This window comes from Nocardia sp. NPDC102475, assembly GCF_055584605.1.
On sequence record NZ_JBVJLS010000005.1, the window covers coordinates 38,454 to 61,350 of the forward strand.

Consider the following 22,897-nt stretch of genomic DNA (forward strand, 5'->3'; position numbering starts at 1 on the left):
TCCGCCCACTCCACTGACGCTAGCCAGCGCGCCGGTGCCGCCACGACCGTCGGATGACGTATGCGATGACGGTTACCGAGGCGTGTAGTCCTCGGTCGGCAGCAGCGCCGCGAGATCGCCGCGCGAACTGATCCCCAGCTTCGGGAAGATGCGGTGCAGATGGGTGCTGACGGTCCGATGCGACAGATACAGCCGCTGCCCGATTTCCCGATTGGTCAGCCCCTGGGCGGCGAGCTGCGCGATGCTGAGCTCATGCGGTGTGAGCTGTTCGCGGGCGTCCGGGCTGCGGTTCGGGCTGGATTCACCGGCGCTGCGCAATTCCAGGCGTGCCCGTTCACTCCAGGCGGTGAATCCGAGGGCGTCGAAAGTCTCTCTGGCTGTGCGCAAATGGGTCCGGGATTCGACGACCCGGCGCTGTCGCCGCAGCCATTCTCCGTAGGCCAGGTGCAGGCGGGCGCGTTCGGCGGGCCAGCCGATGAGGTCCGCCGCGAGCGCGGCCTCGAAGCGCTCCTCGGCCGCGTCGGCGACGAGAACGGCTCGCGCGTAACGCATTCCGATATGCAGTGCGGGCGACGGGGTGGACGCGGCCGCCGATTCCAGTCCGCGCAGCAGCTCCCGCAGGGCGTCGGTCTGTCCCGCCCGGACCGCGGCCTCGGCGTGTTCGGCGATGAAATACGCGCGCAGCGCCGGTGCATGGGACGCGTCGCGCGGATCGTGGATCCGGCTCAGGTCGTTGCAGGCGTCGTCGAACCGGCCCTCGCCGAGTGCGATGAGCCCGCGGGTGAGCTGAACGGTGGCCAATACGGGTCGCGCACCGGAGGCGAGCCCGACCCGCTCGGCCTCCGCCGTGAGTTCCACCGCCCGCGAGTAGTCCCCGTGTAGGGCGGCGATTTCCGCCTGGACGGCGGTGGCCAGCCCTTGCATGAACGGCTGGCCGGTTTCGCGGGCGAGGGCAGCGGCCTCGCCCGCGACGGGCGCGGCGGTGCCGAGGTCACCGAGCCGGGTCAGGCTCCAAGCCTGGACCGTGAGCGCGCGGGGCAGTAGCCCTAGCCGTCCGGCGGCGCGTAGGCCGGGTGCGGCGGCGGCAGAGAAATGCGCGGCCAGGTCGAAGGCACCCACCTGAAGTGCCGCGCTCCCGAGGAAGCGGTCGACCTCCGGGTCGCGCCCGGTGGTCGAGGCCAGTGCGCGGAGGTGGCCCATGACCCGGTCGCCGCGTTCGAACGGAGCCACATACGCGTTGACCGCGACCATGCGCGGATCGCCGTCGGGGATAGGGAGTGCGTCGGCGACGGCGAGCAGCGCGCGGCGGGTATCGGGGCCGGGTTCGGACCAGAAACACCGCATGGCCGCACCCCACAGGATCCGCATCGCGGCATCGGGGTACCCGTCGGCCGCTACGGACGCGGCCAGGGCAGCCAATTCGGCTATGCGCGCGGGGCTTTCGCGTACACCGTCATCGAATCCGCTGAGTAGCCAGTTCGCGGTTGCCTGCTGTCCAGGCGTCAGGGGCAGCGTGCGTGCGGTGTCCACGAGTCGTTCGGCGGTATCGCGGCGACCTGAATCGACGGCCAGTTCGGCCGCCCGCAGCAGGCGATCCGCCCGTCGGCCCGGGCTCTCGCTGAGGGCCGCGGCCCGTTCCAGCGCCACGACCGCGCCGCCGCGGTGTCGCGCCCGTTCGGCGATAGCTTCGAGTTCGGCGGCCACCTGCTCGTCGGGGCCCACGCTACCCGCCGCGCGATGCCAGACCCGGCGATCCGGTAGCTCGCCGAGGATCTCGGCGAGCGCGAGGTGGGCGCGGCGGCGTTCGTCGGCCGTCGCGGTCGCCGCTAGGGCCGACCGCATGAGCGGATGCCGGAATGACACTGTGCTGGAAGCGATATCGATCAGATTGGCCTCGATCGCGGGTGTGAGTATCTCGGGTCCCACGGTCGATTCCAGGAGAACCCCTGTGGCAGACAGTGTTTCGGCGATCGAGTCGCTGTCGTTGAGCGCGGTGACGAGCAGCGCGGATCGACTGAGTACGGGCAGTGCCGCGCCCCGCGCGGCGAAGGCGCGTTCGAGCCGTGCGGTCAACGGCAGTGTCGGGGGGAATTCCGTGAGATCCGCCGTCGCCGTCGGCAGTTCGTTCAAGGCGAGTGGGTTGCCCTGGGCCTCGGCGAGCACCCGCAGGCGGATCGGCTCGGATAGTTCCGGGGCGAGGCTGTGGAGCAGTGCCGTCGCATCGTCGTCGGATATCGGCCCGAGCGGCATGTCGGTCAATCCCGCGTCGCACAGCGGTGTCGCCATCCCGTCGCGAAGGGTAGCGATCACGGCAATGGGTTCGGTGTCGATGCGGCGGGCGAGGAAGGCGAGCACTTCCGCGCTCGCGGAATCGAGCCAGTGCACGTCCTCGGCGACGATCAGCAGCGGCCGGTCGGCAGCCTCGTCTGCCAGCAGGGTCAACGCGGCGAGGCCCACCAGGTAGGGGCTCGGCTCGGCGGTGGTGTCCGATATGCCCAAAGCCGTCGCCAGCGCGTCGAATTGGCGTGCCGGGAGGGCGTCGAATCCCCGGCGCAGCGGGTACAGCAGTCGATGCAGCCCGGCGTAGGGGAGACTCTGTTCGGCTTCGACACCGGCGGTGCGTAGCACGCGAAGTCCCGCGACGGCCGCGGCAGCGATCGCCGCCTCGACGAGCGCCGACTTCCCGATGCCGGGTTCCCCTTCGATCAGGATTCCGCTCCGGTCACCGGGACCGTCCACCAGTGCGCCCAGGTCTTTCAGCTCGGCGTCTCGTCCGAACATCGGCATCGTGCGGTACTCCTTCTCCGGGGCCCGCGTCGACTCCGGGCCCCGCCGCGACCCTACCGAAGCGGCGAATACGTCAACGGCAGCGTCATCTGACAGATTCACCACCCGGTCCCCGGCGGCGAGGGTTGTTCCATGGCTACGGTCCGCTTTCATCTCCTGTCCACCCTGTCTCCCGCCGAGGTCGTGCATGTGCTCACCGACTTCGGGTCAACCCGTCCCGAGGTCTGGCCGACCATCGACGCCGATCACTTCGTCGTCCACGATCGCGGCGACACGTGGGCCGAGGTCACCGAAGGCACCGCGGCCGCCTGGGAGCGCGCCCGCTACGAATGGGACCCCATCGGCGACACCGTCACCATCACGACGCTGGACTCCAAACTGTTCGGCGCGGGCGGCGGCTGGGTCTTCCGCGCCACGCCCGAACCGGACGGCACCCGCGTCGACGTCGAACTGACCCGGACCCCGCGCGCGCTCACGGGCAAACTCTTGGCGGCGCTGCTACCCCTGGTCGGCCCGTCCTCGCTGCGCAAGTCCTTCACCGGCCCGCTGCGGGCCGCGTGATGTCCGCCCCGCACTCGACTCCGGACACCGCACGGTTTGCCCCCGGCGTCCACACCTTCGATTCCGACGGCATCGCCCAGCGCTACCACGTGTACGGCAGCGGACCCGTCTGCCTCGCCCACCCCGGCGGGCCCGGGATCCACTGGGAGTACCTGCGCATGCCCGCGCTGGAGCAGCACCTGACCATGGTGTACGTCGAGGCGCTCGGCACCGGCGAATCCGGTCGCCTGCCAACGCATCCGCACGGCTATACCCGGGAACGCTACAGCCGCGCGCTGCAAGGGCTGATCGAGCACCTCGGCGTGCCCGAGGTGTATCTGCTGGGCCACTCACACGGGGCGTTCGTGGTCGCCTACCACGCGCTGCACCGTCCGGCGGGGGTCGCGGGCGTCATCCTGTACGAGGGCGCGCCCGTCACCGGCCCCGAGCACGGTGCCGAGGCGATGCGCCAGATCCAGGAGTTCGCCGCCGCACACGCCGACCGGCCCGAACTGGCCGATGTGCTCGCGGCATTCGCCGCGATGCAGGACATTTCCAGCGATGAACAGACCCTCGCCGTGGCACGCGGGGTGCTGCCGTCCTATATCGCCGACTACTGGGGCGACGAGCGGCGGTGGGTTCCTGTGCGGGAAGCGCTTCGGGCGACCCACATTTCGGGCCTGGACGCGGATCTGTCCCCGGACCTCGTCGACGACCGCGACGATTTGCCGAACGCGACCGTACCGGCGTTGGTCATCGTGGGCCGCCTCGATGTCATCTGCGGACCGCGCTGGGCACGGGAACTGCACGAATTGATCCCCGATTCGCGACTGCTGGTCCTGGAACACAGCGGGCATCTGGGGCATCTGGAGGAACCCGAACGCTTCGCCGCCGCGGTCCGGGAGTTCGTCACCGGGCGCGAGGGGTGATCGGCATGCTTCGCCGTCGCATGGATCGAGGGATCGAAAAATTCAGAGTTGCAACAGTTTTCACGGGGCCTGCGGCACTGTGGATATGGGCCGAGGCTGCGCTGCTGCACGGGCGGGGGCCTGACGTGTGGGATCTCGTGAGCTAGCGTTCCCTATCAACGTGCCCCACCGGTCCCAGGCGGTGGGGCACATTCGTGCCGCAACAAACGTGCCCACCGGCCAGGGAATCCGCCGCCGGTGGGCACGCCCGTGCCGCTACGACTGTGCGCGGCTCATCCGTGGATGCCGCTGGTCGCGATAGGTACCTGCGGGACGGCGACACGATCGGCGGTCCCACTGTGCCGTCCCCAGGGCGCGGTGTCGAGGTCCTGGCCGTATGCCCGGTCGGCGATGACCGCGCCCGCGATGCGCGCCTGGTATTTCCCCTGATGGGTGAGCAGCGCCCGATGGTTGACGTCGCCGACGGCGTAGAGCCAGTCACCGTCGACGGCGGTCGTGAAAGTGTCGTCCGTGGTGATCCACTCGCCCGGAGTAAGTCCAACGGTGTCGAGTCCGATGTCGTCGGTGCGGGGCGCGCGTCCGGTCGCGAACAGCAGTTCGTCGGCGACGACCCGGGATCCATCGTCGAGGGTGATGTGGACGCTGTCATCGGGCGCGCCCGCTCGTTCGGTGGCGGAAATGCCGGTGCCGAAGCGGAAGTCGACGCCCGCCGTCCGCAGCCGGTCGGCGACCGGTCCGCGGCGAAGGGTTCGATGTGGGAGAGCAGCCGCGGTACGCGAGCGATGAGAGTGACCTCGGAGCCGAGTGCCCGCCAAACCGTGGCCATCTCGACGGCAACGACCCTGGCGCCCAGAATGGCGAGCCGTCGCGGCACCTCCGGGGCGCTGGTGGCTTCGCGAACATTCGCCGCCGACCACGACGTCGTAGGTCTGAGTGTCTACCGTTGTGTTCTCCTGTGGCGGTCGGCTTTTCGGGTCAACGGGCGACCGCAGCGGCCTGTTCGACGACCTCGGTGACCACGTCGGGGTGGGAGACGGCCACGGAATGCGATGCGGCAACTTCGGTGACGTGCGCATGCGCGCGGTCGGCCATGAATCGCTGTGCTTCGACGGGGATGTTCAGGTCCTGGGTGGTGATGACATCCCAGCTGGGTTTCTCGTTCCAGGCGGCTGCTGTGGCCTTTTCTTCGAGCGCGGCCTGCGCGATGGGCCGCTGACCGGCTGCCATGAGGGCCGCGCGGTCGGCCGGGACGTCGGCGGCGAACTGGTCGCGGAACTTGTCCTGCTGGATGTACAGGTCGGTACCGGTCGTGCCGTCGAAGTTGGTGTACGGCACCGGATTCAGGGTGCCGGGCAGGGTGGAGCCGGGGTAGCGGTTGGTCAGTTCGAGTGCGGTCTCGCCTGGTGCGGGCAGGAATGCGGCCACATACACGAGTGCCTTGACCTTGTCGTTTCCGGCACCTGCCGCGCTGATGACGGATCCGCCGTAGGAATGCCCGACGAGCACGACGGGACCGTCGACACGGCCGATGAGGCTGCGCAGCGTGGTGGCATCGCCGGTGGGTCCGCGCAGTGGGTTGGCGGCGGCGACCACGGGAAAGCCGTCCTTGCGCAGTCTTTCGATCACATCGTTCCAGCTGGATCCGTCGGCGAAGGCGCCGTGTTCCAGGATGATGGTCGGTTTCGGCGCGTCCTCGGTTGGACCGGCATGGGTGGTGCTCGCGGTGCACGCGACGGCGAGACCGCCACCGGCAATACCGGCGGCAAGTGCGGTCACGGACCGGGCTACGCGCCGCCGCATACGGTCACGGCTGTTGTCGACCATGGAATTTCGTCCTCCGAGCAAGTGGATGCGAGATGTGCAACCCCACTGTCGGCCGCCGGGTACCAGCAACACATCCGTCACCTGACGCTGCTCGCGACGTAGTCCGCGACCGGACTGGTGACCTATGTGGAGATCAGCGTTGGCTGCCTCCGGCTTCTCGCCAGGTGGACCAGTTGATTGTTCGAGTCGGGTTACCGACGTCGCGGGCGATATCCGGCACTCGGCCGGACGTCCCGCCCGGAGCTGTGATCGAGGCTCATAGGCTCGAGGCCGACGAGTTCGCGGCGGCCTGAAGCAGTTCCAGCACCATCCGTGGTGCGTCGTCGTGTTCCAGTTCGGTCAGGATCTCCGAAATGGGTGGTGCGGCATCGGCAACGGTTCGCACGAGGCCTTGTTCAGCGCACAGCACCAACGCGGGTAGCGCGGCCTCCTCTGCGTTCCGGCGGCGTCCGGCGGCCCACAGGCAGGCCGCCCGCAACAGTTGCGCTTGGACGAATGCTCTCGGGCGATGCTGAGTTTCGATCTCGCGCGCCATCTGGTCGGCGCGGTCGCAGGCTTGATCAGCCAAGTGGTCGGCAAGCAGGAGCCGGATCGCGGAGTCTTGTTCCAGTTCGGCGATGCCGGCGTGAATCGTCGTGTCCTGCTTGCGGTATGGTGGCAGCCGCCGGAGTGCGTCGCGGGTCTCGGGCGGAATCGGCAGACCTAGGCGGATGCGTTCGTTGACCATGCGAGCGGCCAAGCGCGGCAGTGACTCGTTCTCCGCGATTGCCGCACCCTCGGTCAGGCGTTGTTCGGCGGCGGCCAGGTCGCCGCGTATTGCTTTGATGCGGGCGCCGGTGCCGAAGCTGGCGAGCAGGAACCAGACCGCGCCACCGTGGCGGCCGAGATCAGCGCTCGAATCGAGTAGTTGCTCGGCTTCGTCGAGGCGGTTCTGCTCGTAGCGTATGGAGCCGAGCAGGGCGCCGGACATCCGTGAACCGTAGGTTTGCGAGCGGCCGCGACGCGTGCGGGTCATGGCGGCGTCGAAATGCTCTTCGGCGGCGTCGATGTCGAGTTGTTCGAGCGCTGCGAGACCGGCGACGCACCTGCCGTACATCACCCCGAACGGACCTTTGCTGCGACGGTGATATGGGGCTGCCCATTGCTGCCAGCGGCGGGCCTCGGTGAAGTCGAAACGGTTGAGTGCATCGATGGACGCGAGATTCGCCGCGTTCGTGGCGGTGAACGGGGTGTCGGCGTCCTCGAGATGCCGGGCCAGTAGGTCTGGCAGACCATCGAATCGGTCGGTGACGAACTGTGCTGCGCCCGCGATCGTTTCCGCCTCGATCCGCAGTTTGGTCGCCTCGGTGCCGGTTGCCGCACCGGCGTGCAGTGCGGCGTCTACTTGCTCCAGCGCCAGCCGAACCTGTTCCGAGCGCTGTAGTCCGACATTGGCCCAGGCTCGGCAGATCTGCAGCCTCGGTCGCGACTCTGCCAGGCGTTGTGGCAGTTTCGTGAGCAAACCGAGGAACGTTGCCATGCGAGAGCCTTCGATGAGGTCCATGGCCCGTCGTTCGACCAGATCCGCGCCGTAGTCCGGATCGTCGGCGGCCAGTGCGTGATCGACTGCGGCGGTGACGATCTCGTGTTCATCGCACCACTCGGCCGCACGGCGGTGCAGTTGTGTCAGGCGTGCGGGATCACGTCGGACCAGTCGACGCCGCAGGTAGTCGGCGAACAGATGGTGGTATTGGAACCACTGGTCCTCTTCGTCGAGGTGGCGTAGGAACAGATTTCGGTCGGCTATCTCTTCGAGTAGTTCCTGGCTGTCGGATCGGTCCGTCAGCCGGGCCGCGAGATCGGCGCACACTCGCTCCGTGGTCGCGGTGGCCAGCAGGAATTCCAGCAGCGTCGGCTCGAGTGAGTCGAGCACGTTCTCGGCGAGGTAGTCGGCAAGTGCCCGGTGGCGGCCGGTCAGCTTGTCGATGAACGCGGCGGGATGATCGTGGCCGCGCAACGACAGCGAAGCCAATTGCAGTGCGGCAGGCCAGCCTTCGGTCGTTTCCTGCAGGCGGTTCACATCGTCGATGGACAACGACAGCCCACCGGAGTCGACCAGGAAAGCACCCGTTTCGTGAGAATCGAAACGCAGCTGCGCGACGTCGATTTCGACCAGTTCGTCGCGCACCAGCATGCGACTCAGCGGCAGACACGCCCGCGTCCGGCTGGCGATGACCAGCCGCAGGTGATGGCAACCGTGCTCGAGCAGGTAATCCAGTGCGGCACAAGTGGTTTCGCCGTGCACCCGGTGCCAGTCATCGATCACCAGCACCATCGCCTGTCCACCCGAGTGGATTTCGTCGATCAGCGCGGACAGCACGTATCTTGCAGAGTCGGAAGATCGTTCATCCAGTAGTGTGCCGAGTTCACGCGCCAGCTCCGGAGCGACGCGGCGGATTGCCTCGACCAGATGGGAGAGGAACCAGGCGATATTGTCGTCGTCAGGGTCGGCTGTCAGCCATGCCACCGGGATGTCCTCAGCTGCCAGCGCTGTGGCCCATTGCAAAGCCAGGGTGGTCTTGCCGAATCCGGCCGGTCCGTGGATGAGCGTCAGGCGCCGGTCGCCGCCGCCACGCAATAGCGCAAGCAGCCGGGTGCGCGCGATCATCGTATGGGGTGCGGCAGGCGGCCGGAATTTCATTGCCGTGCTGGGCGGCGGAGGCGGTGTCGCCACGTCCGGGGTATGCAAGGCCACGGGAACCGCGGTGGCCGAACCGGATTCGACGGCTGCTGGCGGCAACGCGAGAGCGTCCACCGCCTGGCCGGTCTCATGTTGGACCCGTCGCAGCATTTCCCCGAACTCGATCGCCGACCTCGGCCGGTCGGCCGGCTTCGCCGCCATGGCCGCCTCGATGGCCGCGCACATCGCCGTGGGGATGTGCTGATCGCGCAGTGAGGGTGCGACAGCGGTGGCGATCCGGGCAAGTTGCACTTCCAGTAGTTCACCGGTGCGGCGTGCGAATGCGGCTCGCCCGGCCAGCAGGCAGTGCAAGGTAGCGCCTAGCCCGTAGATATCCGAGATCGCGTTGGGCGTCGCGCCGCCGAGCACCTCGGGTGCGGTGAATGCGGGCGTGCCCTGAACGGTGCGCAGGGATGAGGTGGTGCCGTCGCCGAATTGTGCGATGCCGAAGTCGGCGAGCTGGGGTTCGCCGTAATCGGTGAGCAGAATATTGCCGGGCTTCACGTCGCGATGCACAATGCCGATCGCATGGGCGGCGGCCAGCGCTGCAGCCATCTTGACGCCGATCGAAAGCACTTCTGGCCAGCGCAGCGGTCCCGAATCCCGCAGCACGGTCTCCAGCGAGCCGCAGGCGTAGAACGGCATGACGATATAGGGGCGACCGGTGGCGGTGATGTCTACCTGCAACACCTGGAGGATGTCGGGGTGTCCGAACAGCCGCCCTAATGCGCGCTGTTCCCGGAGGAATTGCTCGCGCTCGTCGCCGCTGACCTCGGACCTGAGCAATTTGACCGCCACGTGGCGTTCGAGTGCGTATTCGTAGCAGCGATACACGACGCCGAAGCCGCCATGGCCGATTTCGGTCGCGTCGCCGAATCCGGCCGCCGCTAGTTCCGCCGCGATTCCGCTGGGAAGGTCTCGCTGTGTCGCGGCCTCGTCGAGCTCGTCCATCGAATATTCGCCGGCACCTCCGAGTCAGAGCATCCACCCCGACCTGTGCATCAACGATAGCGCCGTTGCGGACGGGCGGTAACCAGGCGTTCTCCAAGGTCGACATCGACGGTGTCAGTCGACAGCGCTGCGGTGAGAAGTGATGACCTGGACGATGAGATCGACTGTGTATTCGAACTCGCGTTCGCGGTCGAAGCGCGCCAGGTGGGGTGCGGCAAGGGTGACTTGTGGCAGCTCGGATGCTTCGAGCGCGTGTTCGCGTTCGGCGATTCCGTCGGCGTCGATGGTGCCGAATGTCGGTCCGGCCGAGACTTCGCGGAGCAGAGTTCCGACCAGGGTGGCCAGGACGGTGCGAAGTAGGTGGACTGCTTCTTCGGGGGTTCGCCCGGTTCGGCGGAGCACGGTGAGGACGGCTTCGATCGGGGCGAGTCCGGCGAGTGATGAGAGCTGACGCGTCAGGACCAGGGTTGCCGCTTCCGGGTGCGCGAGGGTGACGCGGCGGAATTCGTATGCCAGCGCACGCAGGTCGGCTTCGACCGAGTCCGTCGACTCGGGCATCCGGAGTTGCTCGAGGATGTATTCGGCGACGGTGTCGAGCAGGTCGTCTTTGCCGTCGACGTGGTGATAGAGGCTTTTGGCGTCCACGCCGAGCGTGCGGCTGACGGATCGCATGCTCACCGCGCCGATGCCCTCGGCATCGATCACCGCGAGCGCGGCGTCTCGTATCGCCGCGCGCGACAACTGCGCCTGCGCTTTCGGTGGCCGTCCGCGGCGAGGCGGCTGGGTCGATGCTGCGTCGGTCGTGGCCTGCATGCCCCCCACCCTTGCATATTTCCACGCCGTGGGTTTAATCTACCAATTATTCCCACGCCGTGGGATTAATGACTCGAGGTGGATATGCAACTGCCATGGCGACAAGGTGACGCGTTGGACCTGGCGAGCATCGGTTCGCGTGTCGAGTGCCTGGCCGACCTGTCGAAGATCGACGGTGGGCCGGGTGCGCGGCTGACCGCTGCGCGGAGTCAGGCCGAAGTCTTCCGTGATGAGTTCGCGAGCACTGGTGTGCCCGACAGTGTGGTGACGTGCGACCTCGTCACGCTGCCCTACCCGACGCGGTTCGGCCTGTTCCGCGCATCCCGTGCGCTGGCTCCTTTCCTCGCGATCACGAACCGGATGCTGGTGATCCGCTGGCGCGAGAGCGACGGGACGCCGCGGGTGCTGCTGTTCGAGCCGAGTGACGTCGAACTCGGCCGCTACACACCGTATTTCGACAAGCTCGCCCGCCGCACCCCGGATATCGTGGCGCGGCGGATGGTGATCGAGCACGGCACCGTCACCGACCACCTGTCGAGGCTCGGCATCGACCCGGCCGAGGTCGACTACCTGATGTTCGACCACCTGCACACCCAGGACCTGCGCCGCTGGATCGGCACGACGGCGCATCAGACCGACCTCGGGACGCAGCCGAAACCGGTGTTTCCCAACGCCAAGGTGATCGTGCAGCGGGACGAACTGGCCGCGATGGCAGACCTGCACCCGCTGCAAAAGCCCTGGTACCAGCCCGACACATACCGCCATGTTGCACCGGATGCTTTCCTGCCCATAGACGGCTCGGTGATTCTCGGCCCGGGCGTCGCGGTGGTGAAGACGCCGGGCCATGTCTTCGGTAACCAGAGCCTGGTGCTGAATACCTCGACCGGCATCTGGGTGAGCAGCGAGAACGTCATCGCCGCCGAATGCCTCACACCGGAGCACTCACGACTGCCCGGGGTGGCGCGCTGGGCGGGGGAGTGGGGGCAGGAGATCGTGCTCAATGCCAACACCATCGAAACCACGGCCGATCAATACAACTCGGTCGTGTTCGAGAAGACACTGGCCGATCGCAGCCAGCGCGACTCGCGTTTCCTCCAGTTCTTCCCATCCAGCGAATTGACCGGCGCATGGACGAACCCTGGAACAGCGCCGACATTCACCCACGGCCGCATCACACATCACTGATACCGCAGGAGTTTTCATGACCGACCGCTTTGCCGTGCCACCTGTCGAGGTGCTGCGCGCCCGCGAGAAACTCGTCCTCGATCACTTCCACGACGAGGTGCGTCAGGACTGGGACGACGTGCTGGCCACGTTCCCGCATCCGCATTACGAGATCATTCCCACGCTCACCGTCCATGACGGTGACTCCGAGGTTCGCGGCTACTACCACGACACCCGCGTCGCGTTTCCCGATCAGGACCACGAGATCATCGCGCTGCGGCACAGCGCCGACGCGGTCATTGTCGAATTCTGGCTACTCGGAACACATTTGGGGCCGCTCGGTGGCATTCCGCCCACCGGTTCCCGGCATCGCACCCGGATGACGGCGTACTTCGTATTCGACGACAACGAGAACCTGATCGTCGAGCGGATCTACTTCGACACGCTGTCCATGCTCAAACAGCTCGTCAGCGGCGTGAACCTGCGCGACCCACGCAAGTGGCCGCTGGTCTTTCGCGCACTGCGCGGATTGCTCGCCATGTCGAGCAATCCGAATCGGCTGCTCGTCGACACCGCACCAGCCGACCTCTCGGCCTGACCCCGCCGCGATGGAAGAGATGAAAGCGGCACTCGGATGAAAGTCCATCACCTCAACTGCGGCACGATGCGACCACCCGCCACGCCCGACGGATTGGTCTGCCACGTCCTGCTCGTCGAGACCGATAATGGTCTGGTCCTGATCGATTCGGGCCTGGGCCTACGCGATGCCGAAGCGCCTGGCGAGCGCTTCGGCCCCGGCCGCTTCTACGTCCGGCCCGTCTTCGATCCGAACGAAGCCGCGATCAACCAGATCCGGCAGCTCGGATATGACCCGGCCGATGTCCGGCACATCATCCTCACCCACTTCGATGCCGACCACACCGGTGGACTCGCCGACTTCCCTTGGGCTCGAGTGCATCTCACGGGTGCCGAAGCGTTCGCCGCACAGCATCCACGCACGTTGATCGAACGGGAGCGTTACCGCCCGGCGCAGCGCGCCCACCGCCCGGTGCTCGTCGAACACGAACCGGCGGCAGGCGAGGCGTGGCGCGGGTTTCCGGGAGCCGAGGAACTCACCGATATCGCGGCCGGGATCGTGCTGATCAACTTGCCCGGCCACAGCCGTGGTCATGCCGCCGTCGCAGTCGATGCCGGTGACCGGTGGATCCTGCACGTCGGGGATTCGTTCTATCACCACGGCCAGCTCGACGGCACCGGTACCGCACCCAAAGCGATCACCGCGATGGAACGCGTCATTGCCCACGATTGGAAGCTGGTCCGGGCCAATCACCAACGGCTGGCTCAGTTGTGGGCGGCGGCCGAGCAGGACGTTCTTCTCGTCAACGCACACGACCCGCATCTGCTCGACCGTGCCACCGGGCGTGCGTGACACGGCTTGCTCGGCGCTGGGTGGAGATCAACTATCGGGCTGTTCGATGAACTCCGGGTACACCGTGAAATGGCGGACCGTACCTGATATCTCGGGAAGTTCGAGAGGTGTTGTCCACGTTTGGAAGTCGTCGTAGCAGTCGCTGTAGAAGTATTGGTGGTCGGTGTAGGCGTCGAAGTAGATGCGCCAGCCGCCGTTGGGCAGTGCGATGACGCACTGTCCTTCGACGGGGGCGCCCCAACCGGCCCAATCGTCGGTCGCCACAAAGGTGTACGGGCCGAGCAGGCGGTCGGCGACGGCGAGTTCGATGTATTTGGTGGATTCGTTCTTGGTGAACGCGTAGTAGCGCCGGTCGACGCGGACCACGGTGGTGTCGATATAGCCGTAGGAGGTGTTGTCGGGCTGGGCCAGTCCGATCATCGGCCTCGGCACGCTCCATGAGCGCAGTTTCGCGTCGGCGGTGATCAGGTGCGGTGTGAACCGATAGCCGTCGGAGAGCGACACGATGACATTGATGCTTCGGTCCGTGTCGATGAACCACTCCGGCGCCCAGGTCGACGTCACGCCCGGCAGCGGCACCGTGATGTCGTAGAGATGACTCCAGTTGAGCCGGTCCGCGCTGTAGGCGAAACCGATCGTTCGCCCTTCCCAGCCGGTGGTGTAGGTGAGGTAGTAGTAGCCATCGATATTGCGAAACACGCTGGGATCGCGCAGCAGGCCCGTCGGCGGACGGTAGGCGGGCCCGCGCAGCTGCCGAAAGGTGATCGCATCGTCGGATTCGTAGACGTACAGATCGGTTTCGCTGTCATCGGTGAATGCGGTCATGGTGTACCGCGGCACCGGATGCGATTGCTGCGCGGCCGCCGCGTGCCCGGCGGCGGGCAGCGCTGCGGCCAACCCCAGCAACGATCTTCGGCTGAGCAGCATGCGCTGATTGTGCCGTGAAGTCGTCCGAATATTTGTCGACACGCCGAGTGGTGTCGGTGGGCCTAAAGGCAAGGCCCGTCCGGCCTTTCGAGATCAATCCTTGCGCATCCAGGCGAGCATGATGCGCGCCTCGCGGAGTCGCCAGCCTGCCGACGTCCGCACCGCGGTGCCGGCCAGTCGCAGGCCGCCGGTTTGGTGGGGCGGTTGGCCTTCGCGGTAATAGTACACGAGCGAGTTCGCCGAGGCCGCCGCCTGGTCGCCGTCGACCTTCACCAGCAGATCAGTGGTCGTGTGCTGAGTGAGTTCACCCTCGACCTGAGACTGCCGCATGAAGTCGGCGACCTTGTCGATGCCGCGGACTTGGATTCGCGGCGAGTGGACCTCCACATCCTCGGTGAAGACGGTGTCGACATCCTCGTACCGCACCTCGTCGAGCAGGCGTGCGAAGCGAGTGAACAGGTCGGCGATTTCGATACGGTCGGCGATCAGAGTATTCGTGGACATGACTTCCTCTTTCATTGGTAGTGCCAACATTGGCGTCGCCAACTATACAAGTTTCCATTGGTTGCGCCAACGAAATGGGGGTCGGCTCGATTGGAGTGACGCACTTCACGTCATGTCCGTGTCACGTTTCGGCGGTTTGCGGTGTCTCGAGGGCATGACTGAACACGACACACTCCACAAGGTCGTCGTCATCGGCGGCGGCTACGCCGGGACACTCGCGGCCAACCATCTGCGGATGCGCACCGATGTCGATATCACGCTGGTCAATCCACGCTCGGAGTTCGTCGACCGAGTCCGGCTGCACCAGTTCGTAGCCGGGACCGGTGAGACGACGATCGACTATGGCACGCTGCTCGGCGAGGGCATCCGGTTGGTTGTCGACAGCGCCACGCGGATCGACACCGCTGCCCGGGTGGTGCGGCTGGCGTCGGGGCGCGTGCTGGACTATGACCATGTCATCTACGCGGTCGGCAGCACTGCGGCGATACCGTCGGTGCCCGGCGCGGCCGAGTTCGCTTTCCCCATCGCTGAATTCGAGTCCGCGCAGCGGGTGCGTGCCAGGCTGGACGAATTGCCGCTCGATGCTCCGGTCACCGTGGTCGGCGGCGGACCGACCGGCATCGAGACGGCCGCCGAACTGGCCGAACAGGGACGCACGGTCACGCTGGTGTGTGGCGGAACCCTGATGCCGTCGCTGAGTGCGCCGGGTCGCCATTACGTCGCCAAGTGGCTGTCGCGGCACGGTGTCGCCGTGCTCGGGGCCGATGTGGTGACCGAGGTCGGCCCGGATGCGGTCGTCTTCGCCGACGGTGCGGTGCATCCGAGCGAACTCACCATCTGGACAACGGGTTTCGGCGTGCCGGAGTTGGCGGCCGAGAGCGGGCTGCAGACCGACGCGCTGGGCAGGCTGCTCACCGACGAGACGCTGACCAGCATCGACGACGACCGCATTGTGGCGACCGGCGACGCCGCCGCACCGTCGGGCCGGCCACTGCGGATGAGCTGCCAGGGCGCGGGGCCGCTCGGGGCGCATGCCGCCGATACCGTGCTGAGTCACATCGCGGGGACCGAACCCGCGATGCTCGACCTGGCCCTCACGGGGGCGTGCGTCAGCCTCGGCCGTCGCGTCGGCATCCGACAGCTCGCCCGCAAAGACGACATCGCGGTGAACCTATACATCGGCGGCCGCCTGGGCGCGAGAATCAAGGAGATGACCTGCAAGGTCGCGGTGTGGAAGATGCGTCGTGAGGCCCGCAAGCCGGGTTCGCTGATCTGGCCCAAGGGCGGTCCGCGTCCTGAGCAGTCGGCTCCCGCTGCGCCAATGGCTACATCCTGATGATGGCCGACGAGCATGCCGAGCGGTTCACCGTGCTGCGGCCGCTGTTGTTCACGATCGTCTACGAAATCCTCGGTTCGGCAACCGAATCCGACGACGTGCTGCAGGACAGCTATCTGCGGTGGGCCGAGGTGAACCTCGCGACGGTGCGCGATACCAAGTCGTATCTGGCACGGCTGGTGACCCGTCAGGCGCTCAACGCCGTGCGGGCCGGCGCGCGCCGCCGCGAGGACTACATCGGACCGTGGCTGCCCGAGCCGCTGCTGCTCGACGAGCACGACGCGTCGGCCGACGTGGTGCTCGCCGAGTCGGTGTCGATGGCGATGCTCGTGCTGCTCGAAACACTCACTCCGATGAGCGTGCGGTGTTCGTGTTGCGCGAGGTGTTCGGCTTCGACTACGACGACATCGCCGCAGCGGTAGGCAAATCCGTGATGACGGTGCGCCAGGTGGCGCACCGCGCCCGCTCGCACGTGCAGGCGCGTCGCAAACGCTTCGAACCCGTCGACGCGGCGCAGATCGCGCAGATCACGCAGCAGTTCATGACAGCTGCGGCCACCGGTGACACGCAGGCGCTGCTCTCGATGCTCGCACCGGACGCCACCTGGACCGCCGACAGCGGCGGCAAGGCCGTCGCGGCGCGCCGGCCGGTGGTGGGCGCGGAAAAGGTGGCCGCGCGCCTTATGGACCTGTTCCATCGGGCGAGGAAGAGGCCGAACCTGCGGATCGAGATGGTCAACTGCAACAACACGCCCGCGATGGCCGTCCACAGCGACGATCACCTGGAAGGGGTCTTCCTGATGGAGATCATCGACGGCAAGATCACCAACTTCTATGCCATCCGCAATCCGGACAAACTCGCCATGGTGGTTCCGCGTCAGATCAGCCGGTAGCCGACAACCGTTCATACCAATCCCAGGAGAAGCCACATGTCAACAACTCGAAGCAACAAAGCGACGTTCAGCCGTATTCATGACGCCGTCAACAGCGGCGATTTGGAGGTCATCGCGAAGACGATCGACGAGGTCGTCGAGCCGGAAATGCTGTTCCACGCGCCGGTGCCGATGGAAATGTCGGGGGCGCAGGCACTCGAACAGGTGTGGGCGGTGCTCCTTCGCGCGTTCCCCGACATTCATGTCGCGGTCGAGGATGTGATCGCCGAGGGTGACAAGGTCGTCTTCCGGAACACGGTTACCGGAACGCACCAGGGCGAGTACCGGGGCCTGCCGCCAACCGGTAAATCCGTGCGCTACAACGAGATCTTCATCGTCCGCTTCACCGACAGCCGAATCGCTGAGATCTGGGGAGTCGTAGACGTTTTCGCGCAGATGCAACAACTCGGCGTTATCCCGACCTAGTCTCGTGCGGTCCGGCCCTGCGCCGCATCGCGAGGACCGCGGCTCCGTGAATATTCCCGCAGTACAACCGGATTCGTTCCCACGGCCCATCGGGGTCCGCGCATCGACCAGACGAGCAGTGCGCGGGAGTCCACGGGCTGCGGCGCGGTCTGCAACACGCCGCATGTACAGCCGCTGCCACGGCCGAGTGCACCGGTACGCCCGCCGGCATCTCGCTCAGCGGTGAATGACTTTCACGAATTGCCTCCGAAACCTCAACCGTGGCCCGATGGTAGTTGGCGGAGCACGCGGATGGGATTCCCTCGCCTCGAGGGCTCGCCGAGTCGGCCATCACGACGATCGACTATGGCCGTATTCATGTGGCACCCGGGAACGTGTCGTCCAGCGAGCAATGTTTCGCGTCGAAATGCTGCTCACCGATATCACGGTCGCTTGATCGGTCCGGATGAGTGGTGAAATAGGCAGGCGAACAGCGAGCGCTGCAGAACATCGTCTGCTTGTGCGTCGACATATCGCACTGCAATGTTGGATATAGTGGCAACTACCATCAGCATGCCGAAGAAATGCTCATACATGAAGGGCTGACTCATGGCGAAGAAAGTGACCGTGACCATGGTCGACGATTTGGATGGCACGTCGAAAGCCGATGAGACCGTTGAGTTCTCCCTCGACGGAGTTACCTATCAGATCGATCTTTCGAAAAAGAATGCCGGAAAGCTCCGTGCGGTACTGGAGCCTTGGACGGGGAACGCGCGCAAGCTCGGGCGGCTGAAGTCCAGGTCCAAGACCAAAACCGGAGGCATCGGTAAGGACATTCGGTCGACGGTGGACCGGGAACAGTCGCTCGCCGTCCGAGAATGGGCCCGCAAAAATGGGCACCAGGTATCGGCGCGCGGCCGGATCTCCGCTGACATCGTCGCCGCTTACAACGCCGCCAGGAAGTAATCCGTCCGCCACGGCCGGCTATTCGCGGGAATAGGAGATTTATTCCTCGCTGAGCGCCGATTTCATCGGTTGGTGTCAGTGGTGATGTGCTCGAAAAGACCCGCCTGGATACGAGTGCGCACCCCCTTGGCCCACATGTGCGCGAGCCGAGCCCGCACAAGATCACGAACTTCGCTGTCACCGCAGGCGGCGAACCGCGCCGGTTACGACGTGGCGTTGCTCGATCCGTCGCCGGCGATGCTGGACAAGGCTGGACAACGACTCCACGGTGGAGTAGCTCAGCGAATTCGTGTGGAGCCGGGACGTGGAGCCACTGCGCTGGTATGGGGTGTGGCTGTTCGTCGACTTGCTCGAGTTCAGCGGAGCTGAGTTGGGTCCCAGCGATTCGAAGCAGGTAGCGGCCACGGCCGCAGTCGAACTCGAAGCCAGTCGGCGAGATCCATACGCCAACTCAGTCGCATCTTTCATCTCGTGGGGCGCATGGGAACGAGCTGACCGGCCAACGGCAGGCAAGTCCCGAGGCCCCGTCTGCGGGGCAATCCGTAAGGGGCACTTCGTGATTCGGGTGCACCGGCTACGCCGGAACCTACGCCTCGGGATTCCCGGCCGAGTCGATACTGTGTCGCGTTAGCCTGCGATGGTTTGTGGGGCAAGGGATTCGGGATAGATCTGCTCGACGCGGTCGCGTTTGGTGTACATGTCCCAGTAGTGCTCGGCGAGGTCGTCGGGGTCGACGACGGGGAAGGCTGCAGGCGAGTCCGAATCGGCCTCCACCGCGTCGGCCGCTTCACTGCGGGCGATCATCGCTCCGATGGAGAGGGTGCCGGCATAGATGCCGGTGTCGGCGAGCTCACCGTTGAGGGAGTACAGGTAGTTGCGGGCGGCGGACATCACCGGGCCGACACCGCTGAGGTGGGGCATCGGCTGCGCCGCCGAATAGCCGTGGGTCAGCAGGAAGGCTCCGTCGCCGCGCTCGGTCCATTCCGGCAGCACGGCGCGGACCACCTCCACCGGGGTGAGCAGCAGCAGCGGGATCAGCCCTTGCAGGGTGGTCGCGTCGAGTCGGGTGGCCGGGGTGAAGCCCTGCTCACCGCCGATCGGCCCGTATTCGATGACGTCGATCGACGCGGAAGCCTTCGCGCCCGAAGCGGTGGGCGACGGAGACGCCGAGGCCGGTACCGGCTCCGAAGATGGCAATCACTTTGGACATAGAGCTACTCCTTTGAATGGGCTAGGTGCGTGGATGGGCCAGGCGTGGGTGAGTGGTCAGGCGCTGGTCACCGTGCTCGAACTGCTCGACCGCCCGATTCAGGCGATGGTTGCCCAGACCGCGCCAGGGGCAGGTGACCTCGGCCCAGATCTCTATCCTCATGTCGCGACTCCAATTCCTACTGTTTGTGTGTAACGCCATAATGGGCCTGTATTGAAGGCTGTACAAAAGGCACATCGATGTCTGTGCCGGAGAGGAATGTGCGCCATGGAGGTCACCGCCCGATCGAGCGTTGCCGCGGGCCGCGGGCCGTGCGCCGGCATCCCCGCCGAGCAGATGGAGTTCATTCGGCAGGTACTGGACCGTGTCGGGGACAAGTGGAGCATGCTGGTGATCGCCGTCCTGGACGCCGGGCCCCGGCGCTACACCGACCTACAGCACGACGTTCCCGGCATATCCCAACGCATGCTCACCCTCACACTGCGTCAGCTGCAGCAGGACGGACTCGTGACCAGAACCGCCTATGCCGAGGTGCCGCCGCGCGTGGAATACGCCCTCACCCCACTCAGCCGCAGTCTGCTCGAGATCGTCACGTCCCTGATCACCTGGGCCTCCGAGCATCACGACGAAATCCGGGACAACCGGGCCCGCGCCACCGCAGCCGCGTCCTGACAGGCAGGGCGGACGATGCGCTGCCGTCCGCTACGACGTCACGCTCTTCACGCCCGGGGTATCAGGGGTTGCGCAGCGTTCGATCGGGGGCGGGGCTGCCGAGGTGGATGGTGGCCCAGGTGGCGAGCAGGGGCATGGCATCGGCCGAGGGGCTGGCCGGTTCTGGACTGTAGATGGTCAAGACCAGACCGGGATCGGCTGGTAGCGGCATCGTTTCGTAGACCTCGATATCGCCCACCACGGGATGGTCGAAGCGTTTGGTGCCGGTGTGGTGCAGGCACACATTGTGTTCGGCCCAGCGGAATTCTTCGCTGCGCGTGGACATTTCGCCGATCGCGATGCAGTTGGTCGGGGTACAGCGGGCTGTAGAAGGCGTAGGCCGGACATAGCACGGTTCCCAGGACGAGGACGATGCTGTAGACGCGCACCGCGCGGCGTTCGTGCGACGGCAGGCGGAGGCTGGGATCTTTTGTCGTATCGGTTCGGCGAAAGATGGTATGTCGCAGCCGGTTTCCGAGATAGCGCGCATATGCGATGCCGTCGCCGTACAGGGTCGCGGCATGCGGTGAGGTCCTGCAGCACGAAATAGATGTCTGTGCGCATGAACACCATGAACTGAAACGGCAAGGGCAGCAATGCGATCACGACGACCGCGGCGAGAATGCGGCGCGGCGTCGGGGCCTGGGCGGTCGCAGCGGCGCAGAGCACGGCGACGGCCGCGACCGAGAAGTTTGTCGACATACGAAATATGTCAGTAGGCTGCCCGAAACGGGCGGGCCGTGGGAGCCGCCGACCACCTCATCGAGTCATCTGGTGCCGTGCTCTGCGAGCCGATACCGGCACCGATCTGCGCCCGCGGTGGAACCATCCTGGTGCCCGCATCCGGCATCGTGGCCCGGCACTCGGACGATCCGGCCCTCGTGGGTTTGAAAGTCGCAAAGCGGGCCAACTCGGACATATCTGGAGCTGTTCCCCGAATACCTAGGAATCGCCATGACCGAAACACCCACCGGGTCGTATATCGAAACGTCGCCCACGGAGACACGGTCGGTTGCCGAGCTCGTCAACGATGCGACCGAGCAAATGGCCCGCCTGATCCGGGACGAGATCAAGCTCGCGGAACTCGAAGTACAGAGCAAAGGCAAACGTCTGGGGCGCGGCGCGGTTGTGACCGGTGCCGGGGCGCTCACGGCATGCTACGGCGCCGCCGCCGTCATCGCGGCGGTGATCATCGCCCTCGCGGGTCCACTGTCGGGCTGGGCCGCCGCGCTGATCGTCGGGGCGGTACTGCTCCTCGTCGGCGCCGCCTTGGCCGCCATCGGCAGGAAGGACCTGCAGAAGGCGGTGCCGCTGCTTCCGCAGGAGGCGATCACCGGAATACAGCAAGACATCCATGCGATCAAGATCGGAGGATAGTGATGAGTGACGAGAGCACCCCTTCAGTCGGATCGCCCGAGGCGGAGCTGCTGCGCGCCGATCGCGACCTGGCCAGACAAGAGCTGGGACAGACCATGGCGGAACTGACCGGCAAGCTCGATGTGAAGGGCAGAGCCGAGGCAGAACTGCATCAGACCGTGGACAACGCCCGCGCGAAAGTGCATCATGCGGCGGAAACCGTGCGGGACAAGCGTGAGAGAGCCAGCGCCGCAACGCAAGACCGCGCCGTCCAGTTCGCCGCCGTGACGCGCAGTCGCCCGGTGCCCGTCGCGGCCGCGGTCACCGCCGCGATCGCGGCCTTGGTGACCTGGCTCATCCTGCGTGACCGTCGCAACCTGGGCAAAAGAAGGCTACCGCGCCGCCGTCGTCATCGGCAGTGACCTGCGAACCCGCACCATCTGCTGACCCCTCGCGCTGCCGGAGATGTTGGGCGGCAACATGTTCGGCACCCCGACTGTCCGAGTAGCAGCCCGCAGGGGTTGCTCTCGGACGGTACTATTACCTTTCGATCACAGATGTGGTCGACTGAATCACGTGGCCCGGCACGGGCTTTCAGGCACGTGTCGGCGCGCGACAGCCGATGAAATGTGGGGAAACTATGAGCGCCACCAAGTTCGCCGCCACCGCCCTGCTCGCGATCGGTGCGACCGGCATTACCGCAGGCGCCGTGCAGGCCCAGCCGGTAGCAACCGACACCACCGTGCAGGCGACCGATCACGGCATCAACTTCATCACCGCACCGACAGCAGACCGCCGAGGAGTCAGCACCACCGTCGAGGCCGGACGGTTCACCGTGGCTGCCGATGCTCTTTCGATCACCCTCACCGACGCCGCGGGCAATGCGGTGACCTCGATCCCGCTGGGGCTGCAGACCGCCGCCGGGACCGTCGCCCTGACGCCGGAGATCGCCAACGATGGCCGAACCCTCACCCTCACAGCGCAATCCGACACCACGCGGACCGCGCAGGCAATCGATGAGGCCTCCGACACGATCGCCCGCAAGCAGTACAACGCCGGGATCGGCGCGCTCATCGGCGCCGGGATCGGCGCGGTGATCGGCTTCTTCCTCGGTGGTGTCGGTGCCCTCGTCACCATCCCGATCGGTGCGGGCATCGGCGCCCTGATCGGCTACTCCACCCCCTGATTCCGACTTCGAGTCCCTGTGTGCCGCTACCGAACAGCAGCGGCACACAGGGACTCGCGTCTGTCGGCCCACCCCCGATATTTCCCGCACGCGCCTACGGTGAATTTCACCAATACCGTGAGCCATTCGCCGCCGCGTGCCGTCCGGCACCGAGCGGCAGTTTCGTTTAGTCTTTGACAATTCGTGCGTCTGGTTACAGGTACCGATCG

Annotated in this window: 22 protein-coding genes and 2 pseudogenes; 13 read left to right on the top strand and 11 right to left on the bottom strand. The window is 66.1% G+C overall.

Going from position 1 to position 22,897, the window contains the following annotated elements; all coding sequences use genetic code 11:
* Positions 1–72: 72 nt before the first annotated feature.
* Positions 73–2,940, bottom strand: coding sequence for an ATP-binding protein (locus ACZ60G_RS10765; protein WP_465809244.1), 2,868 nt, complete (start codon positions 2,938–2,940; stop codon positions 73–75).
* Here ACZ60G_RS10765 and ACZ60G_RS10770 point away from each other — a divergent pair.
* Together ACZ60G_RS10770 and ACZ60G_RS10775 are read left to right on the top strand one after the other, a co-directional pair.
* Entirely contained in the window at positions 2,920–3,348 is a 429-nt protein-coding gene (locus ACZ60G_RS10770) for an SRPBCC family protein (protein ID WP_465809246.1), read from the top strand. The genes ACZ60G_RS10765 and ACZ60G_RS10770 overlap by 21 nt on opposite strands.
* Positions 3,348–4,256, top strand: coding sequence for an alpha/beta fold hydrolase (locus ACZ60G_RS10775; RefSeq protein WP_465809248.1), 909 nt, complete (start codon positions 3,348–3,350; stop codon positions 4,254–4,256). Before ACZ60G_RS10770 ends, ACZ60G_RS10775 begins: the two co-directional genes overlap by 1 nt.
* 272 nt (positions 4,257–4,528) lie before the next feature.
* On the opposite strand, the gene ACZ60G_RS10780 is transcribed toward ACZ60G_RS10775, so the two are convergent.
* The 5 genes and pseudogenes from ACZ60G_RS10780 to ACZ60G_RS10800 form a co-directional block, all read right to left on the bottom strand.
* Complete coding sequence (locus ACZ60G_RS10780) at positions 4,529–5,071, bottom strand: FAD-dependent oxidoreductase (protein WP_465809250.1); 543 nt, start codon at positions 5,069–5,071, stop codon at positions 4,529–4,531.
* A pseudogene (locus ACZ60G_RS10785) lies at positions 5,053–5,130 on the bottom strand (hypothetical protein); the annotation flags it as partial. The gene ACZ60G_RS10780 and the pseudogene ACZ60G_RS10785, both read right to left, overlap by 19 nt.
* A gap of 101 nt (positions 5,131–5,231) precedes the next feature.
* Positions 5,232–6,080 (bottom strand): alpha/beta fold hydrolase, encoded by an 849-nt coding sequence (locus ACZ60G_RS10790; RefSeq protein ID WP_465809252.1) that lies wholly within the window; start codon positions 6,078–6,080, stop codon positions 5,232–5,234.
* Between the two features lie 256 nt (positions 6,081–6,336).
* Positions 6,337–9,750, bottom strand: a complete 3,414-nt coding sequence (locus ACZ60G_RS10795) for a protein kinase domain-containing protein (protein ID WP_465809254.1) — start codon at positions 9,748–9,750, stop codon at positions 6,337–6,339.
* 114 nt (positions 9,751–9,864) lie between these two features.
* Positions 9,865–10,563, bottom strand: a complete 699-nt coding sequence (locus ACZ60G_RS10800; RefSeq protein WP_465809256.1) for a TetR/AcrR family transcriptional regulator — start codon at positions 10,561–10,563, stop codon at positions 9,865–9,867.
* Positions 10,564–10,677: 114 nt separating this feature from the next.
* Here ACZ60G_RS10800 and ACZ60G_RS10805 point away from each other — a divergent pair, with 114 nt between their 5' ends.
* Genes ACZ60G_RS10805 through ACZ60G_RS10815 form a run of 3 tightly spaced genes read left to right on the top strand, consistent with a single transcriptional unit; the run spans position 10,678 to position 13,156 of the window.
* The gene (locus ACZ60G_RS10805; RefSeq protein WP_465809258.1) at positions 10,678–11,748 is read left to right on the top strand and encodes an MBL fold metallo-hydrolase; all 1,071 of its coding nucleotides are present in this window, start codon (positions 10,678–10,680) and stop codon (positions 11,746–11,748) included.
* 16 nt (positions 11,749–11,764) lie between these two features.
* Positions 11,765–12,325 carry an ester cyclase gene (locus ACZ60G_RS10810; RefSeq protein ID WP_465809260.1) on the top strand — a complete coding sequence of 187 codons (561 nt, stop codon included), beginning with the start codon at positions 11,765–11,767 and terminating at the stop codon, positions 12,323–12,325.
* 36 nt (positions 12,326–12,361) lie between these two features.
* Positions 12,362–13,156: an MBL fold metallo-hydrolase gene (locus ACZ60G_RS10815; RefSeq protein ID WP_465809262.1), complete on the top strand. Its 795-nt coding sequence runs from the start codon at positions 12,362–12,364 to the stop codon at positions 13,154–13,156.
* 27 nt (positions 13,157–13,183) lie between these two features.
* Here the strand turns inward: ACZ60G_RS10815 and ACZ60G_RS10820 are convergent, their stop codons facing one another.
* Complete coding sequence (locus tag ACZ60G_RS10820; RefSeq protein ID WP_465809264.1) at positions 13,184–14,083, bottom strand: glycoside hydrolase family protein; 900 nt, start codon at positions 14,081–14,083, stop codon at positions 13,184–13,186.
* A gap of 93 nt (positions 14,084–14,176) precedes the next feature.
* On the bottom strand, positions 14,177–14,587 hold the full coding sequence (locus ACZ60G_RS10825; protein ID WP_465809266.1) for a nuclear transport factor 2 family protein: 411 nt from the start codon (positions 14,585–14,587) through the stop codon (positions 14,177–14,179).
* 154 nt (positions 14,588–14,741) lie between these two features.
* Here ACZ60G_RS10825 and ACZ60G_RS10830 point away from each other — a divergent pair, with 154 nt between their 5' ends.
* The 4 genes and pseudogenes from ACZ60G_RS10830 (at position 14,742) to ACZ60G_RS10845 (ending at position 18,225) form a co-directional block, all read left to right on the top strand.
* Positions 14,742–15,923: an NAD(P)/FAD-dependent oxidoreductase gene (locus ACZ60G_RS10830; RefSeq protein ID WP_465809268.1), complete on the top strand. Its 1,182-nt coding sequence runs from the start codon at positions 14,742–14,744 to the stop codon at positions 15,921–15,923.
* Positions 15,920–16,815: pseudogene (sigJ, locus tag ACZ60G_RS10835) on the top strand (RNA polymerase sigma factor SigJ). Before ACZ60G_RS10830 ends, sigJ begins: the two are co-directional and overlap by 4 nt.
* Before the next feature lie 36 nt (positions 16,816–16,851).
* The gene (locus ACZ60G_RS10840) at positions 16,852–17,280 is read left to right on the top strand and encodes an ester cyclase (RefSeq protein WP_465809269.1); all 429 of its coding nucleotides are present in this window, start codon (positions 16,852–16,854) and stop codon (positions 17,278–17,280) included.
* Between the two features lie 588 nt (positions 17,281–17,868).
* Entirely contained in the window at positions 17,869–18,225 is a 357-nt protein-coding gene (locus tag ACZ60G_RS10845) for a histone-like nucleoid-structuring protein Lsr2 (RefSeq protein ID WP_465809271.1), read from the top strand.
* Positions 18,226–18,852: 627 nt separating this feature from the next.
* Here the strand turns inward: ACZ60G_RS10845 and ACZ60G_RS10850 are convergent.
* Together ACZ60G_RS10850 and ACZ60G_RS10855 are read right to left on the bottom strand one after the other, a co-directional pair.
* Positions 18,853–19,422 (bottom strand): SDR family oxidoreductase, encoded by a 570-nt coding sequence (locus ACZ60G_RS10850; protein WP_465809273.1) that lies wholly within the window; start codon positions 19,420–19,422, stop codon positions 18,853–18,855.
* Between the two features lie 34 nt (positions 19,423–19,456).
* A complete protein-coding gene (locus tag ACZ60G_RS10855) occupies positions 19,457–19,597 on the bottom strand; it encodes a hypothetical protein (protein WP_465809275.1) in 141 nt (46 codons plus the stop codon).
* Positions 19,598–19,771: 174 nt separating this feature from the next.
* On the opposite strand from ACZ60G_RS10855, the gene ACZ60G_RS10860 reads away from it, so the two are divergent.
* Entirely contained in the window at positions 19,772–20,107 is a 336-nt protein-coding gene (locus ACZ60G_RS10860; RefSeq protein ID WP_465809857.1) for a winged helix-turn-helix transcriptional regulator, read from the top strand.
* Positions 20,108–20,168: 61 nt separating this feature from the next.
* Here ACZ60G_RS10860 and ACZ60G_RS10865 read toward each other — a convergent pair whose 3' ends face one another.
* Entirely contained in the window at positions 20,169–20,432 is a 264-nt protein-coding gene (locus tag ACZ60G_RS10865) for an MmyB family transcriptional regulator (protein ID WP_465809277.1), read from the bottom strand.
* 668 nt (positions 20,433–21,100) lie between these two features.
* Between ACZ60G_RS10865 and ACZ60G_RS10870 the strand changes: the two genes are divergently transcribed.
* The 3 genes from ACZ60G_RS10870 (at position 21,101) to ACZ60G_RS10880 (ending at position 22,688) form a co-directional block, all read left to right on the top strand.
* Positions 21,101–21,523: a phage holin family protein gene (locus ACZ60G_RS10870; protein WP_465809279.1), complete on the top strand. Its 423-nt coding sequence runs from the start codon at positions 21,101–21,103 to the stop codon at positions 21,521–21,523.
* Between the two features lie 2 nt (positions 21,524–21,525).
* Positions 21,526–21,924: a DUF3618 domain-containing protein gene (locus ACZ60G_RS10875; protein ID WP_465809280.1), complete on the top strand. Its 399-nt coding sequence runs from the start codon at positions 21,526–21,528 to the stop codon at positions 21,922–21,924.
* Between the two features lie 218 nt (positions 21,925–22,142).
* Complete coding sequence (locus ACZ60G_RS10880; RefSeq protein WP_465809282.1) at positions 22,143–22,688, top strand: DUF8020 domain-containing protein; 546 nt, start codon at positions 22,143–22,145, stop codon at positions 22,686–22,688.
* Positions 22,689–22,897 lie beyond the last annotated feature (209 nt).